We start from the raw sequence: 12,749 nt of genomic DNA on the forward strand, positions 1-12,749 counted from the left end.
CACCTTTTCCGCTCTTGTCTCTCGCACTCATCAGTTCGACGCCACTCCCCCGGCCATTCCCGGGTCCGTGGCGAACATCTGCGTGTGGTCTTCGGGGGTCACGATCCACTCAACTCTATCGGCCTCGACGGCCAGCACGCCCGGCCGGGGCAGATGGTTGTAGTTGTTGGCCAGCGAGCGGCAGTACGCCCCGGTGGTGGGGACCGCGACGAGATCGCCTGCGGTGACGTCTGCGCCCATGTATTCGTCGCGGACGATGATGTCGCCGGATTCGCAGTGCTTGCCGACGACCCGCACGATCGCAGGCTCGGCGTTCGAGTTCCGGTTGGCCAGGGTGCACGAATAGTCCGCGTCGTAGAGTGCCGTGCGGATGTTGTCGCTCATTCCCCCGTTGACAGCGACATATGTGCGAGTGCCGCTGTCCGTGCTCACCTGTTTGACGGTGCCGACCTCGTAGAGAGTGAACACCGCCGGGGAGACGATGGCGCGTCCGGGTTCGATGGAGATCCGGGGAACGCTCGTACCCAGACCCCGGCATTCCTTGGCCACGACGGCGGCGAGCTCTGCGGCCATCTCCGCGACCGGGATCGGGGTGTCCTGGGAGGTGTAGCGGATGCCGAAGCCGCCGCCGAGGTCGACATCGGGCAGGTCGATGCCGTGTTCGCCCATGATCTCGGCCCGGAAGGCGAGTACGCGGGCGGTGGCGACCTGGAAACCGGAGATGTCGAAGATCTGCGAACCGATGTGGGAGTGGAGACCGTCGAGACGCAGATGTTCGGATTCCGCGACGAGACGAGCGGCTCGGGCGGCGGTGCCGTCGGCGAGAGAGAGCCCGAACTTCTGGTCTTCGTGGGCCGTGGCGATGAAGTCGTGGGTGTGCGCTTCGACGCCGACCGTGACTCGCAGCATGACCGGGGCGACCGTGCCTCTGGCCGCAGCGATGGATTCCAGACGTGCGACCTCATCGAGGCTGTCGACGAAGATCCTGGCCACGCCGTAGTCGAGGGCGTATTCGAGCTCCGCCGCCGATTTGTTGTTACCGTGCAGCCCGACGCGGTCGCCGGGGACACCGGCGGCGCGGGCGATCATCATCTCGCCCAGTGAGCAGGTGTCGAGGCCGAGCCCGGCCTCATGCACCCAGCGGGCCACAGCTGTGCACAGGAATGCCTTCCCGGCGTAGAACACATCGGCTCCGGCCAGTCCCTTCTGCACGGAGAAGGCATTGGAGAACGTGCTCAGGTAGGCCTCGGCGCGGCTGCGGAAGTCGGCGACGTCCATGACGAGTGTGGGGGTTCCGTAGCGTTCGGCCAGGTCCGTCACGGCATGACCGGCGATCGTGAGCACTCCGTCGTCGGACTTCGTGACGTTGTCCGACCACAGACTCGGCAGCAGCGCATTGACGTCATCGGGATAGGGCAGCCACACCGGGGCCGGTGTCGCGTGCAGGGTCCCTGCGATATGTGCGGGCATCAGATCCTCTCCGGGGCCGAAGCGCCCAATTGTCGTAGTCCTGCGGCGAGGACGATGGTGACGGCTCTCAGAGCGAAGAGCCGGGAGCTGTGGGTGACGGTGATGTCCTCATCGACCGTCGGAGTGACCGGGCAGCGGCGGATCCAGTCCTCGACGGCTTCGCCGAGTTCGAGGAGAGCGCAGAGGAAGGGATCGTTCTCGCCGAGGCGGCGCGAGCGTTCCAGCGCTGACGGCAGTCCCGCCACGGCATTGAGCATTCGCGTCTCGCTCGGATCCTCGAGTCTCGCCGCATCGACGACCTCGGACGGGATTCCCGCCCGGTGCGCCCGCCGCTGCTCGCGGCAGGCGGCGGCATGGCCGCGCTGCAGGATGTCCACTGTGACCGGGTCGACGTCACGGTCGTGCTCGCCGGCGACAAGAGCCCGTGCCGATTCCCTGTCCGCGGCGACGAGCAGCGTGCGCAGCGGCGACCCGTCCTGTTCCGCTCCCCCGGCTGGTTCGTTCCCGTCGGCTGCGGTGACGATGTCGCTGAGCACATGTGCTCGGCCAGCGGGTGTGAGGGTCACGTTGACGAAGCCGGGCCCGGCGATGACGGCGTCCGCCACCTCGGGGAGGGCACGCAGTTCGGTGCACAGATGTGCGGCGAGCTGGGTTCGCTGCTCGGGTGCAGCGGCGGCGCGCAGCGCCACGGGCGTCGTCCAGTCACCGAGTTCGGAACGGTTCGGAGCCAGGACGACGATCTGCATGGCGAACCCCGGTGCGACGAGGCCTGCCTCGGCCGTCGCCAAGGCGCGCGCGAGTGCAGTCTGCAAGTCTTCCGGGGTCACTCGAACAGAGTACTCGGGCCCGGACGGCGAGGACGAATCCGATGTCATCTTCGCTCTCATGACGAGACGGATGCCCGCTGGGCCTCAGATGGCGCCGGGTCGGCAGGCGGCGTGGCTGACGAAGAATTTGACGGCCACCGAGGCGAGCACCACGACGAATGCCGGCCACATGGTTTCGAAGCTCTGGAGGAGAAAGGCGAAGATCAGCGGGCCGGTGGCCGCGAGGAGGTACCCGCCGCCCTGGACGAAGCCGGACAGGGAAGCCGCCGCCTCGGCGTTTCGCGCGCGGAGTGTGATGAGTGTCAGAGCGAGTGGGAACGTGGAGATGCCGATGCCCAGCAGCACGGTCCACAGCACGGGAGCCGCTGTCGGCAGCAGCCACAGACCCAGGTACCCCACGGCCAGGCTGAGGCAGAAGCCGACGACGATGGGATAGGCCGAGGTCATCTTCTGAGCCAGGGTCGGCAGGACGAATCCGAGGACGAGGGGGATGGCGGTGACCAGCGCCAACATCGCCCCGCCGAAGGCAGCATCGAACCCGGAGCGGGTGAGCAGGCCCGGCAGCCAGGTGAAGAGGATGAAGTTGTTGAACGACGTCAGACCCGTCATCGTCATCAGCGCCCAGGCCCGAGGACTGCGCAGAAGGCGGGAGAGCTCACTGCCCCCGACGACGGCGACGGCCGCCTCGGCGGCGGGCGCGGGCTTGAGGATGCGAATGACGATCCACACGATCGCGCCCAAAGCCGCGAATCCGGCCCAGACGAGCAGTGAGCCTCTCCAACCGACGCCGGAGGCGAGGGGAACCGCCACGAGCGGCGGAATGAACGTCCCGAACTGGAGCAGCCCGACGTGCACGGTCGACATGAGAGCCACCCGGTCGGGGAAATACGATTTCACCAGGGGCGGGAGGACGACGTTGCCGATGCCCATTCCCAGCAGGGCCAGCACGCTCAGCGCCAGGAACAGCGACGGCGAATCGATGACCGCGCGGACACCCAGTCCGATCATGACCATCACCATGGCAGCCGAGGTCAGGCCGAGTCCGGAGAAGCGGGCATAGAGCCGAGGGGTGATGAAGCCGCTGATTCCGTAGAGCAGCGGCGGCAGCATGCCGATGACGGCCAGGAACACCGCGCTCAGTTCGATCTCTTCGCCCATGGCATCGAGCAGAGGCGAGAGCCCGGTGACTCCCGGGCGCAGATTGAAGGCAGCGAAGACGATTCCGAGGACGATCAAAATGCGGATGCGCGCGGAGTTCATGAGCTCTTTCCTATCAGACACCGATTTCCGGTTCGGTGGCCGGGGCCCATCAGAAGTCGAGTTTGAGACCTTCGACCGGTGAGAGTCGGGACGCTCGCCTGGCCGGTGCCAGAGCGGAGAGGATGCCGGCGACGACCGCCACACCGAGGATGCCGAGGAAGGACGGGGCGGAGAAGTCGACGATGAGGTCGGTGGAGTAGTCGTGGGTGACCAACCGTGTGCCGACGATGCCCAGGGCGCCGCCGAGCACGAGTCCCAGCAGTGCGGCCACCGACGAGATGAGCACCGCCTCGAGCGCCAGAAGAGTCCGCAGCTGCGCGATGCTCAGCCCCAGCGCCCGCATCAGCGCGTTCTCCCGACGGCGCTCGATGACGGAGAGGCTGACCGTGTTCGAGACGCCGATGAGCGCGATGACCACGGAGACGAAGAGCAGAGCCACGGCCCCGGCGAGCATGACATCGATGAGTTCGGAATAGGCACCCCGGGCGACGGCCGAGCCGCCGACCTCGTCGCTGGAGACGTCGAGTGTCTCGGCCACGGACTGACGGATGCGGGTGATCTCATCAACGTCGACATCCTCGTCGAGGCGGACGAGCACGGCCGTCGTCGTTGCCGAGATGCCGAGATCGTTGCCGACGTCGGGGGTGGTGAAGAAAGCGAGGCTGGAGAGGCCGTCCCTGTGCACGGGCACGCTCATCTCGTTGAGCCCTTTCACCCGCACTGTCGGTGAAGGATAGTCTTCGGGGACCGTGACCCGTCCGGACACGATATCGGCGACTGCGTCTCCGAGTACTGTCTCGGCGCTGTCCGGGTCGACGACGAAGATCTCGGGGCGGGAGCCCTTGAAGTCTTCGACCGCCTCGGCGCGGTGGGCGATGATCGCAGTGGATACGCCGGGAATCTCACGCACATCATCGAGTTGGTCATCGTCGACGAGGCCCGACAGCGGCACGGAGATGTCAACGGGATAACGCTGGTCGAGTCCGTGGCTGAGCGTCGCCTTCGTCGACATGCCGCCCACGAGGATCGTCGCCACCAAGGTCACACCGATGATGAGCGCCGTGGCTGTGGCCGCGGTGCGACGGGGATTGCGCAATGTGTTCAGGGTCGCCAGCTGGCCGGGAACGCCCCAAGGGCTGAAGAGCACCTCTCCCGTCCAGGCGACCACGGGCGGGATGATCTTCGCCGCGCTGATGACCAGCCCCGTGACCACGAGTCCCCCACCCAGCGCTCCGCCGAGGATCCAGAGCTGCGAGGTCGACACCGCATAGACGGAGACGATGACGAGGACCACACCCAGCCCGATGCAGCCGAAGCCCACGAGGTGGCGCGGACGAGCGCGGGTGCTCGGCGAGATGGACGCGTCGAAGGGCTGGAGTGCTTCGAGCGGTGTCACAGCGATGGCACTGCGAGCCGGTCGAATGGTGGCCACAATCGTCAGCAGGGCACCGACGATGACACCGCTGACCAGGGCGGAGACGGGAACGGTGAGAGTGTCGTAGGGGAACTCCTGCGGCCAGTAGCGCACCGCCACGGCCATCAGTCCGCGACTGCCGACGACCCCGGCGAGCACACCGAAGATCGACCCGAGCAATCCGACGAAGAGTCCTTCGGCCACGACCGAACCGTACATCTGCACGCGGGTGGCGCCGAGGCAGCGCAGCAGTGCGAATTCCCGACGGCGTCCGGCGACGATGACGGAGAAGGTGTTGGAGACGACCAGGATGGCGACGATGACGGAGATTCCGGCGAAGACGAGCAGGAGACCGGTCACGACGGCGTTGCCGCCGGAGAGGCGATCGGTCTTCGCTTTCACGGCATCGTCCACGGAGAGCGCTTCGAGGCTGCCGCTCAGTTCCGAACCGTCGACGACCCTCTGCAGCTGAGTACGCACAGCCTCCGGGTCCCCGCCGCTCTCGAGGGCGATCTGAATGGCGATGACATCGCCCTGCTGGGCGAAATACTCCTGATAGCCCGATGCAGTCGTCAGCGCTCGAGTGGCGCCGGGCAGGGCCGGATCCTGCCCCATCTCGGCGATGCCCACCACGGAGAAGGTGACGCTGCTCTGACTCGGACCCCGGTAGATCGGCATGTCATCGTTTCCGCTCTCCACTGGGACCGCATCGACGGTGAAGCGAATCTCATCGCCGACTCCGACGTTGAGATCGCTGGCCGTGCGAGTGTCGAGCACGAGGTCCGTCGTCGCTTCCGGTCGCTGACCGGAGACCATATCGAACGTGTCGAGCCGTTCATCGGCAGGCACCGGGGACAGCGCAAAAGAGCTTTCGGAGAATCCGGCACCTCGGCCCGTGGTCACTGTGCTGGCCGACAACGACGCGGTAGCCACCCCGTCGACTTCGGCTAAGGGGCGCAGCAGCGGAGAGGCCTCGTCTCCCCCGACGAAGACGTCTCTGTCCGGGACGACGGTGAGGTCGGCTTTCTCGAAGGAACGGCCGACGGCGTGTTCGAGGCTGTCCTGCAGCGAGGAGTTGATGATCAGAGTGGTTGCGATGAATCCCGCCGCCAATGCGATGCCGAGGCCGATTGCGAGGAATCGGGCCCAGTGGATCCGAATCTGCGCAAGGGCGACTGCGATCACAGAGAGCTCAGTTCACTCAGCGCCGTAACCACGCTCTCGCGGGTCGGCTGACGAACTTCACCCGTGGCTCGCCCGTCCTTGAGCAGAACGACCCGGCCGGCGTGCGATGCCGCGACGGGGTCGTGGGTGACCATGATGATCGTCTGCCCGTACAGGGTCGTGGCCCGACCGAGCAGGGACAGGACCTCCGCTCCGGCATGGGAGTCGAGGTTTCCCGTGGGCTCATCGGCGAAGATGACATCCGGCCGCGTCAGCAGAGCCCGGGCCACGGCGACTCTCTGCTGCTGACCGCCGGAGAGCTCGTGCGGACGATGCTGCAGACGATCGCCGAGTTCGAGGCGTTCGACGACTTCGGCCTTCCACTCACGATCGATCTTCTTCCGGGCCAGCGAGACCGGCAGTTCGATGTTCTGTTCAGCGCTCAGCGTCGGGACGAGGTTGAAGGCCTGGAAGATGAAGCCGACGCGGTCACGCCGCAGCTGAGTCAGCTGCCGGTCGTTGAGACGGGTGATGTCCTGGCCCCGCATGATGATCGAACCCGAATCGACACGGTCGAGCCCGGCAAGCACATGCATGAACGTCGATTTTCCGGATCCGGAGGGTCCCATGATGGCGGTGAAGCGTCCCGATTCGAAGTCGACGCTGATGTCGTCGAGAGCGTCGACTGCCGTATCACCGCGACCGAAGCTCTTGCGCAGTCCCTGCGCTCGGAGGACGATCTCATCGTCCCCCGCGCCGGTCTGGACGGGCTCTTCAGCAGGTTCCGACATCGTATGCCTCACATCGCGGTCCGGGTCTCGTCTCCGACTACCTTAGATCCTGGCTGCATCACCGACCACTCGGACCGCGTATGCAGAACCGCCCACCTCAGAAGTTGAGATGGGCGGCGTCATGGTGCCCGCGACAGGATTCGAACCTACGACCTTCTGCTCCGGAGGCAGACGCTCTATCCACTGAGCTACGCGGGCAACGCATGCAACTCTATCACCGTTGGGCACCACCTCCCAAAACGACACCGCGGGCAGTCCTTCGAGGACTGCCCGCGGTGTCGTGGGGCTGTGATCAGCGATGTTAGAGCAGATCAGGCACCCTTCATAGCCTTGCGGCCGGGCACGTATTCCCAGTGCCAGAGCTCATAGGAATTGCGCTTGGCCCAGTCCGGATTCTCCCACCCGAACTTCTCTGCGTTGGCGACGAGCCATTCGTACTGCCGACCGGTTCCGTTCTGCGTTCCCGCGCCCAGGTCCAGCGCCAGGCCCCAACCGTGGTTGGAGGTTCCGGGACGAGCTGCGAAGCCGGGTTTGCGTGCCGCGACGGAGACCTGTGATTCCAGTGACCGGTAGGAGTCGGTGACTGCGAGGTCTTTGCCGGTGTCCTTCTTGAAGGCAGCGTTCATCTTCGCGAACGACACGGCCGCATCGGAGCGCAGCTTGTGGTTGCCCACGCCGATCTCGCACAGCCATCCGTCGGGCAGTTCGCCGTTGCTCGCCTCGCCCTTCGGTGCTGCTTCGTCACAGCCGGGCAGAACGGTCTTCGTGATCGCACGAGATGCCGCGTCGACCTTGGTCTGCTTGGCGCTCGGGGCGCCGATGGTCATCGAGGTCTTGTCATCGTCGTCGACCTTGATGTCGGCGGAGACCGATTCGGCGTTGATCGCACGTGGCTGGGACTGCGCGGCCGTGTCGTCGACCTTGACTTCCTGGTTGCCGCTCATGTTGCCGGCGACCATCACGGCGGCGATGGCGGTGCCGGTGACCGAGACGGTGGCCAGGGCGGAGAAGGTGGTGACCTGACGGCGGCGGACCGAGCGCAGCAGAGAACCGTCGGAACCGCGGCTGCCGAGCTGAGCCGCGGCCAGTGTCGACGTGTGACCCGCGGGCGTCATCGGCCGCGAAGCCTCTTTGGACATCGCTGCCCGTCGCGGTGAGCCCGCGGCGGCGCGGGCCTCGGCGGCCATCGCCGCGCGACGAGGTGAGAGGGCTGCGGATGCGCTGTTCCGCGACTGCGATGTCACGGGATGCGAAGAGTTGATCGTCGAAACCTGCGAAGAGGCGTTCTGCTTCCGCAGATCACGTCGGCGGACCGGCGGCGCCTCGACGGTCGAGAGCTCACTCGACATAGTGCTCCATACTGTTGGTGAAGATTGTGCGGTGGAAGCCCTCTGCCGGGCGCCCGAAAGCTTATGTCACAACACTATAACGACATCGTTACAGAATGTCACCTTCAGTTCATACACAGCGTGTGACCAGGTCATTCTCTGATGATGTCTGGTCATGGATCACTACAGGCGACCTACTCCAGGTGTCCTGAATCGCTGTTTCGTTACGAACCGTTACACAGTCGGTCACGTTTGGGTCTCCACACCGAACGGCGCTGCCCCACGTGCGCAGGCATTGCCCCACTGCCGACCGCATGGCCCCACGCACCGGCACGGCGACGGAGGTGGACGCGACGCCTCGACGGCGGCCTCCCGCCAATCAGGAGACCGCCGTCGAGGCGAATGGATGAGCCGGTCAGATCGACCCGCGCAGAATGCTCAGCGGCGGAAGTCGAATCGTCCCCGCTGCATCGCATCCTGGACTTCGCCGACGAGTTCCTCGAGCACGTCCTCGAGGAACAGCAGGCCGAGGACCTGCGCCTGCGAGTCGATGACGCGGGCGACATGGATACCCGCCTTCTGCATCTGCGCCAGTGCCTCTTCGACCTCGTCATCGGCGGTGACCGTGAACAGGGGTCGGAAGCGCTTGCTCTGCACAGGAGCGTCGAAGGCCTCTTCGGTGTCCGCGTAGAGGACATCCTTGATGTGGAGGTAGTCCTGCGGATACCCGTCGTCACCGACGACGAAGTATCGGGAGAAGCCTGTCTTCCCGACCAAGGTCACAAGCTCGTTCGGGGTCACCTTGTCCGAAATCGTGATGAGTTCGGACATCGGGACCATGATGTCGGACGCAGTCTTGTCGCTGAACTCGATGGCGCCCTTGAGCAGCCCCGTGTCATCACTGAGCAGTCCCTCGCGCTTCGACTCGGCCACGATCGATTCGACCTGCTCGATCGTATAGGCCTCGTTGACCTCGTCACGGGCCTCGATCTTGAACAGGTGGAGGATCCCATTGGCCAGGCCGTTGAGGGGGCGGATGACGAAGCCGAAGACCCGCGCCAGGAACACCAGCGGTGTCGCCAGCAGCATCACGGCCTGGCCGGAGGCGGCCAGCGCCAGGTTCTTCGGCACCATCTCACCGATGACCACGTGCAGGTAGGTGACGACGCCGAGCGCCAGGACGAAGGAGATCGTCGAGGACAGGCCGGCGGGAATGCCCAGGCCCTCGAGGGGACCGGCGAGCAGGTGGTGGATGGCCGGTTCGGCCACATTGCCCAGAAGCAGAGAGCACACGGTGATGCCGAGCTGGCAGATCGCCAGCATCAGTGACACGTGCTCCATCGCATAGAGGGCGGTTTTGGCCGCCGCGGAGCCTTCGGCCGCTCGTGGTTCGATCTGTGATCGTTTGGCAGCGACCACCGCGAACTCGGCGGCGACGAAGAAGGAGTTGCCCAGCAGGAGAACGACCAGCCAGACCAGTCCGAACCAATCGGCGCTCATCGGGTCTCACCTCCGGTTTCGAATGCTCCTGCGTCGGCGGCGCGCAGCACCACCCGGAGGCGTTCGATGCGTCGTCCGTGCATCCGTTCGACCACGATGCGGGCATCGTCCATGCGGACCTCGTCACCCGGTTCGGGAATCCGTCCGAGCTCCTTGAGGACGAATCCGGCCAGAGTCTCGTAGTCCGAGTCCTCCGGGATGGTGACTCCGATCGTCGACGAGATCTCATCGGGCCGCAGCTGACCGGGCACGATCCAGGAGCCGTCGCGAGCCGGTCGTGCCGCGACGCGCATCCGATCGTGCTCATCGGCTACCTCGCCCACGAGCTCCTCGACGACGTCCTCGAGGGTGACCACTCCGGCTGTGCCGCCGAACTCATCGACGACCACAGCCATCTGCAGGCCGGTGGCTCGCAGTTCCAAGAGCAGCGGGTCGAGGCGCTGCGTCTCCGGGATCTCACGGACCTCGGTCATCAGCCCTCCTGCGTAGGCGTCGTCGCGGTTGCTCGGAGGCACGGCGAAGGCCTGTTTGACGTGAACGACTCCGACGATGTGGTCCTTGTCCTCGTCAGCCACGGGGAACCGGGAGAATCCGGTGTCCCGGGCCTGTTCGATGATCTGCCTGGCCGTGGTGTCCTTGTCCACTGTGGACATGCGCGTGCGCGGAGTCATCACATCTTCTGCGGTGCGCTCGGAGAAGCTCAGAGTCCTCTCCAGCAGACCTGCCGTCTGCTCATCGAGCACTCCCTCTTCGGCGGAGTGCCGCACGAGTGAGGTCAGCTCCTCCGGGGAACGCCCCACCGAACCTTCTTCCTGCGGCTCGATGCCCATCGACATGAGGATCTTGTTCGCCGTGCCGTTGAGGACGGCGATGACCGGTTTGAACACGATCGAGAAGACGTACTGCATCGGTGCGGCGATGCGACCGGTCGCCAACGGCACAGCGATAGCGAGATTCTTCGGTACGAGCTCTCCGAAGATCATCGATCCCACGGTGGAGACGATGAGGGCGATGGTCAGCGCCAGCGGGGCCGCGAGGCCGGGGCCGACGCCCCAGGCCTCGAACAGCGGCGCCAGCAGTCTGCCCAGGGACGGTTCCATGAGGTAGCCGGTGAGCAGAGTGGTGATCGTGATGCCCACCTGCGCTGCCGAGAGCTGGGTGGACAGGTGGGTCATCGAGCGCCGCAGCGTCTTCGCGCCGACGACGCCGTCTTCGACCGCCTTATCGGCTGTGTGGCGGTCGAGCGTCAGCAGTGAGAATTCGGCTGCGACGAAGACGCCGGTGCCGAGGATGAGCAGCAGTGCGAGGGCGAGGAGTATCCATTCCATCAGTGACTGTCCCCGCCGTTCGCTGTCTGCCCAGCAGAGCAGGTGAGGTGTGAGACCCTCGCGGGGTGAGGGTCGTCATCTGGGGCGCCGGCTTCCCGCCGGCCGGGACTGTCACTGTGCATGAGGAGATCTTACCAACTTCCCGACAGCGGTCGGCCCTCTTCGTAGCCGGCGGCGCTCTGGACGCCGACCGCGGCCAAACGCGCGAATTCCCCGAGATCACCGGCTCCGGCGTAGGTGCAGGAGCTGCGGACGCCCGAAGTGATGCCGTCGAGCAGGTCTTCGACCCCAGGAGATTCAGGGTCGATGTACATGGTTGACGAAGAGATGCCCTCTTCGAACAGTCCCTTCCGAGCGCGCGCAAAGGCCGATTCCGTTCTGGTCCGGTTGGCCACAGCCCGAGCCGAAGCCATGCCGAAGCTCTCCTTGTACTTCCGTCCCTCTCCGTCGACGAGCAGGTCGCCGGGCGATTCGTGGGTCCCGGCGAACCAGGATCCGACCATCACCTGAGAAGCTCCGGCCGCCAGGGCCAGAGCAACATCGCGGGGGTAGCGGACTCCGCCGTCGGCCCACACGTGGGCACCGAGCTCGCGAGCCGCCTCGGCGCATTCGAGCACTGCGGAGAACTGGGGACGACCGACCGCGGTCATCATCCTGGTCGTGCACATGGCTCCCGGGCCGACTCCGACCTTGACGATGTCGGCGCCGGCGGCGACGAGGTCGCGGACACCCTCGGCGGTGACGACGTTTCCGGCCACGATCGGCACCCCGAGCTCGGCATCGGCGATCGCCGACAGTGTGTCGAGCATCTTCACCTGGTGGCCATGGGCGGTGTCGACGACGAGGACGTCCGCGCCGGCTTCGACCAGCGCAGCGGCACGTTCGACCGCCGCACCATTGACGCCGATGGCCACGGCGATCTTCAGCCGACCCTGGTCGTCGACGTTGGGCGTGTAGATGGACGAGCGCAGCAGCGACTTCGGAGTCAGGCTGCCGAGCACCGTGTTCTCATCGTCGACGACAGCGGCGAACTCGGCTCGCGACTCCGTCATCGACTCGAAGAGGGACTCCAGCTGCGAGGCGTCCTCCCAGTCGACCTCGGAGGCGCGGATGACATGCGGCGAGGAGTCCAACAGCTCCGCCACCGAGGTGAAGCGATCGACTCCGCGCAGATCTGCGGCATTGATGATGCCTTCGAGCTTTCCCGCGTCGTCGACGACGACGCCGAAGCCGTGCGGACGCTTGGCCAGCACATGCAGGGCATTGAGCACTGTGTCCTCGGGTGAGAAGCGCAGCGCGGACTCGAAGATCCGGTCGCGGCTCTTCACCCAGGCGATGGTCTCCTGCGCGGCGGTCAGCGGAATGTCCTGGGGCAGCACCGCCAGTCCCCCGCGACGCGCCATCGTCTCCGCCATCCGTCGACCGGACACAGCGGTCATATTCGCTGCGACGAGCGGCGTCGTCGACCGGGTCGGATCGGTCGTCGTGAGGTCGACTTCGAAGCGCGAAGTCAGCGCCGACGAGTTCGGCAAGAGGAAGACATCGGAGTAGGTGAGATCGGTGTTCGGGTCATTTGAGATGAAACGCATAACACTATTGTCCCTTAACTGCACATTCGATGGCACATCACGTTAGGCTTGGAGATGTCGTTAAGCAGCAAGTCTTGA

At 65.6% G+C, this 12,749-nt stretch carries 9 protein-coding genes and 1 tRNA gene; all 10 read right to left on the minus strand.

Annotated elements, in window-relative coordinates; genetic code table 11:
- Positions 1–30: 30 nt before the first annotated feature.
- The 10 genes from lysA to ACSBQT_RS01125 all read right to left on the minus strand — a co-directional run bounded on the left by lysA (position 31) and on the right by ACSBQT_RS01125 (position 12,671).
- Complete coding sequence (gene lysA, locus ACSBQT_RS01080; protein WP_435000622.1) at positions 31–1,470, minus strand: diaminopimelate decarboxylase; 1,440 nt, start codon at positions 1,468–1,470, stop codon at positions 31–33.
- Complete coding sequence (locus tag ACSBQT_RS01085) at positions 1,470–2,297, minus strand: DALR anticodon-binding domain-containing protein (RefSeq protein WP_180345515.1); 828 nt, start codon at positions 2,295–2,297, stop codon at positions 1,470–1,472. The genes lysA and ACSBQT_RS01085 overlap by 1 nt, the downstream gene beginning before the upstream one ends.
- A gap of 84 nt (positions 2,298–2,381) precedes the next feature.
- A complete protein-coding gene (locus ACSBQT_RS01090; protein WP_435000623.1) occupies positions 2,382–3,557 on the minus strand; it encodes an MFS transporter in 1,176 nt (391 codons plus the stop codon).
- 49 nt (positions 3,558–3,606) lie between these two features.
- Positions 3,607–6,156, minus strand: coding sequence for an ABC transporter permease (locus ACSBQT_RS01095; RefSeq protein WP_435000624.1), 2,550 nt, complete (start codon positions 6,154–6,156; stop codon positions 3,607–3,609).
- A complete protein-coding gene (locus ACSBQT_RS01100; RefSeq protein WP_410710151.1) occupies positions 6,153–6,926 on the minus strand; it encodes an ABC transporter ATP-binding protein in 774 nt (257 codons plus the stop codon). The genes ACSBQT_RS01095 and ACSBQT_RS01100 overlap by 4 nt, the downstream gene beginning before the upstream one ends.
- 122 nt (positions 6,927–7,048) lie before the next feature.
- A tRNA-Arg gene (locus tag ACSBQT_RS01105) sits at positions 7,049–7,124 on the minus strand.
- 113 nt (positions 7,125–7,237) lie between these two features.
- Positions 7,238–8,275: a M15 family metallopeptidase gene (locus ACSBQT_RS01110; protein WP_410710152.1), complete on the minus strand. Its 1,038-nt coding sequence runs from the start codon at positions 8,273–8,275 to the stop codon at positions 7,238–7,240.
- Positions 8,276–8,692: 417 nt separating this feature from the next.
- The gene (locus ACSBQT_RS01115; protein ID WP_410710153.1) at positions 8,693–9,754 is read right to left on the minus strand and encodes a hemolysin family protein; all 1,062 of its coding nucleotides are present in this window, start codon (positions 9,752–9,754) and stop codon (positions 8,693–8,695) included.
- Positions 9,751–11,082 carry a hemolysin family protein gene (locus ACSBQT_RS01120; protein ID WP_435000625.1) on the minus strand — a complete coding sequence of 444 codons (1,332 nt, stop codon included), beginning with the start codon at positions 11,080–11,082 and terminating at the stop codon, positions 9,751–9,753. The genes ACSBQT_RS01115 and ACSBQT_RS01120 overlap by 4 nt, the downstream gene beginning before the upstream one ends.
- Before the next feature lie 131 nt (positions 11,083–11,213).
- Positions 11,214–12,671, minus strand: coding sequence for a GuaB1 family IMP dehydrogenase-related protein (locus ACSBQT_RS01125; RefSeq protein ID WP_435000627.1), 1,458 nt, complete (start codon positions 12,669–12,671; stop codon positions 11,214–11,216).
- Positions 12,672–12,749: the final 78 nt, after the last annotated feature.

It is taken from the genome of Brevibacterium sp. H602 (assembly GCF_051172395.1).
In the GTDB taxonomy this organism is placed as follows: Bacteria; Actinomycetota; Actinomycetes; order Actinomycetales; family Brevibacteriaceae; genus Brevibacterium.

Bases quoted from the DNA above. Each gene is read 5' to 3' on its own strand.
- ACSBQT_RS01120 (WP_435000625.1), bottom strand. From the start codon at position 11,082: ATGGAATGGATACTCCTCGCCCTCGCACTGCTGCTCATCCTCGGCACC.
- ACSBQT_RS01110 (WP_410710152.1), bottom strand. From the start codon at position 8,275: ATGTCGAGTGAGCTCTCGACCGTCGAGGCGCCGCCGGTCCGCCGACGT.
- ACSBQT_RS01115 (WP_410710153.1), bottom strand. From the start codon at position 9,754: ATGAGCGCCGATTGGTTCGGACTGGTCTGGCTGGTCGTTCTCCTGCTG.
- ACSBQT_RS01100 (WP_410710151.1), bottom strand. From the start codon at position 6,926: ATGTCGGAACCTGCTGAAGAGCCCGTCCAGACCGGCGCGGGGGACGAT.
- ACSBQT_RS01090 (WP_435000623.1), bottom strand. From the start codon at position 3,557: ATGAACTCCGCGCGCATCCGCATTTTGATCGTCCTCGGAATCGTCTTC.
- ACSBQT_RS01125 (WP_435000627.1), bottom strand. From the start codon at position 12,671: ATGCGTTTCATCTCAAATGACCCGAACACCGATCTCACCTACTCCGAT.
- lysA (WP_435000622.1), bottom strand. From the start codon at position 1,470: ATGCCCGCACATATCGCAGGGACCCTGCACGCGACACCGGCCCCGGTG.